Source organism: Vallitalea maricola (assembly GCF_036985595.1).
Classification (GTDB): domain Bacteria; phylum Bacillota; class Clostridia; order Lachnospirales; family Vallitaleaceae; genus Vallitalea; species Vallitalea maricola.
On sequence record NZ_BTPU01000141.1, the window covers coordinates 1 to 2,227 of the forward strand.

General features: G+C 29.0%; 1 protein-coding gene. It reads left to right on the forward strand.

Features of this window, described 5'->3' with window-relative positions:
- Nucleotides 1-373 precede the first annotated feature (373 nt).
- Nucleotides 374-1,723, forward strand: a complete 1,350-nt coding sequence (locus AACQ14_RS23650; RefSeq protein WP_339366002.1) for an ABC transporter substrate-binding protein — start codon at nt 374-376, stop codon at nt 1,721-1,723.
- The last annotated feature ends 504 nt before the right edge of the window (nt 1,724-2,227 follow it).

Genomic DNA, 2,227 nt, shown 5'->3' on the forward strand with positions numbered 1-2,227 from the left:
TTTATTGGCTTTTTTGGTGCGTTTGTAGTAGGGTGTCCATCGTGAGGTGGAATAACATAAAAGTATAGTGAAAAACTCTACTTTTCAAATTTAAAGCTACTTTTATTTATATAAAAGTACTAACAAAGTCTTGACTTACTAAGATTTGTTTGTTGATGTATTATGAATATTGGAAAGGAATATATCAAATTAGTAACTAACAGTTATGTAATTATTTAATATATAACTCATCTCCCATTAAAATAGTATATTATTTTATGCTTTATCAGTTGTCTTTGAGGTTATAAAATAGAATTAGCTATAGTTTATTTTATGTTTTAGGAGATGATACTTATATTAATTAATTAAATAAATTTATTTAGGGGGAAAAAACATGAGTAAATTTAACAAAATACTTTCACTAATCTTGGTAGTATCTATAACATTGGTTTTGGTTTCAGGATGTAGCAGCAAGAAATCTGTTACAGAAGAAAGTAACAAGGAATCTAATTCACAAAAAATATCTGGTAAGATAAATTATGTATCCATGTGGAATGAAGGAGAACCACAAGCTGATACATTAAAATCTTATGGAGAAGCTTTTGAAAAAGAAACTGGTGTAAAAGTAGAGTTTGAATTTGCTGGAAGAGATGTACTAACGAAGATTAGAAGTAGATTATTAATGAAAGATGCACCTGATCTAGTAGATCAAGATTTGAGTGAGTTAAATGGTTCGTTAATGAAAGATGGAGAAGTTATGATTATGCCTCTTACAGACTTTTTCAAATCAAAAGGACCTGATGGTCAAGGTACTATGATGGACATATTTAATGAGAATATTGTAAAATTATATGAACATGATAAAGAACTATATTATATGCCTTATTCGTATATTACATCAGGATTTTTCTATGACAAAAATCTATTTGAAAAAAATGGTATCAAGGTTCCAACTACATGGTCAGAATTTATTGATAATAATGAAAAATTAATAGAAGCTGGTATAGCACCGCTTGCACTTGATGGAAATATATCCTTTTACAATGCTTATTATTACTATTGGGCAACCATTAGAATATTAGGAAAAGGTGCATTATTTGAAGCTGCTGGTGATAAGACTGGTAAGGCGTGGGATAATGAAGGATTTTTAAAAGCAGCTAAGGTAGTTTATGAATTAAGCAAAAGCGGAAAAAATTATTTCCAAGACGGATATGAAGGAAGTAATTATCCAGCAGGTCAATCAGATTGGGCATTAGGAAAATCGGGTAGTATTCTTTGTGGTAGCTGGATACCTGTTGAAACAAAAGACATTAGTGGAGAAAACTTTGATTATGGATTTTTCCCATTCCCAAACATTGAAGGTGAAAAGGGGGACGTGACGGATGTAGAAGCTTATTTAATTGGTTGTGCTATTCCAAAAGATGCACCAAATCCAGAAGCTGCAAAAGCTTTCTTAAGATTTATGGTTAGAACAGATAATGCAGAAGCTTATGCAAAAGATACACTTAACATTTCAGCTAGAAGTGATGCAGTTTATCCAGAAATACTATCTGATATTAAACCATTCGTTAGGGGTGCAGAACAATTCCATTTATCTTATGATGGAGCAATGGCTCAATATTCTGAGTGGTTTGCAAATGTTTTCTATCCAGCAGATAATGAATTAATATTTGGTCAAATAACGCCAGAAGAGTTTATAAAACAAGTTAAAGAAAACACTGTAGAGTATTGGAAAAGTAAATAAATCGGGTAAGTATTTTATGAATTAAAAAGCACCTTCTTATTTTGTTGTGATTTTACTCAATATCAAAATCAACTATAAAAGAAAGGTGCTTTTTTAATATACAATAATGTAATTATATGAACGTTCCTATAGGCTAAGAAAGGTATAGTGAAAAACTATACCTATTTATATTTTAAAAAACATTGTCTATGCAAAAGTACCAATAAAGTCTTGACTTACTAAAAATACTTTGTCGGTATATAATAAATATGTAATAAAAGTTAAAATTAATATTAATTTTATACTAAAAAAAACAATAAATAACCATTATTGTGCTAAAAACAAACAAAAAGAAGGTGAATATTATTAAAACGCTTAAATCAGAACATAAGAAAATGATTATTTTATTTCTATTACCTGCAGTATTACTTTATTTAATATTTTTTATATATCCAGCACTAAAAGCCTTTTATGTCAGCTTGTTTGATTGGAGTGGATTTTCACATTCTATGAAATTTATAGGAT

Excerpts from the sequence above, each read along its gene's own strand:
- AACQ14_RS23650 (WP_339366002.1), top strand. The coding sequence starts at position 374 with ATGAGTAAATTTAACAAAATACTTTCACTAATCTTGGTAGTATCTATA.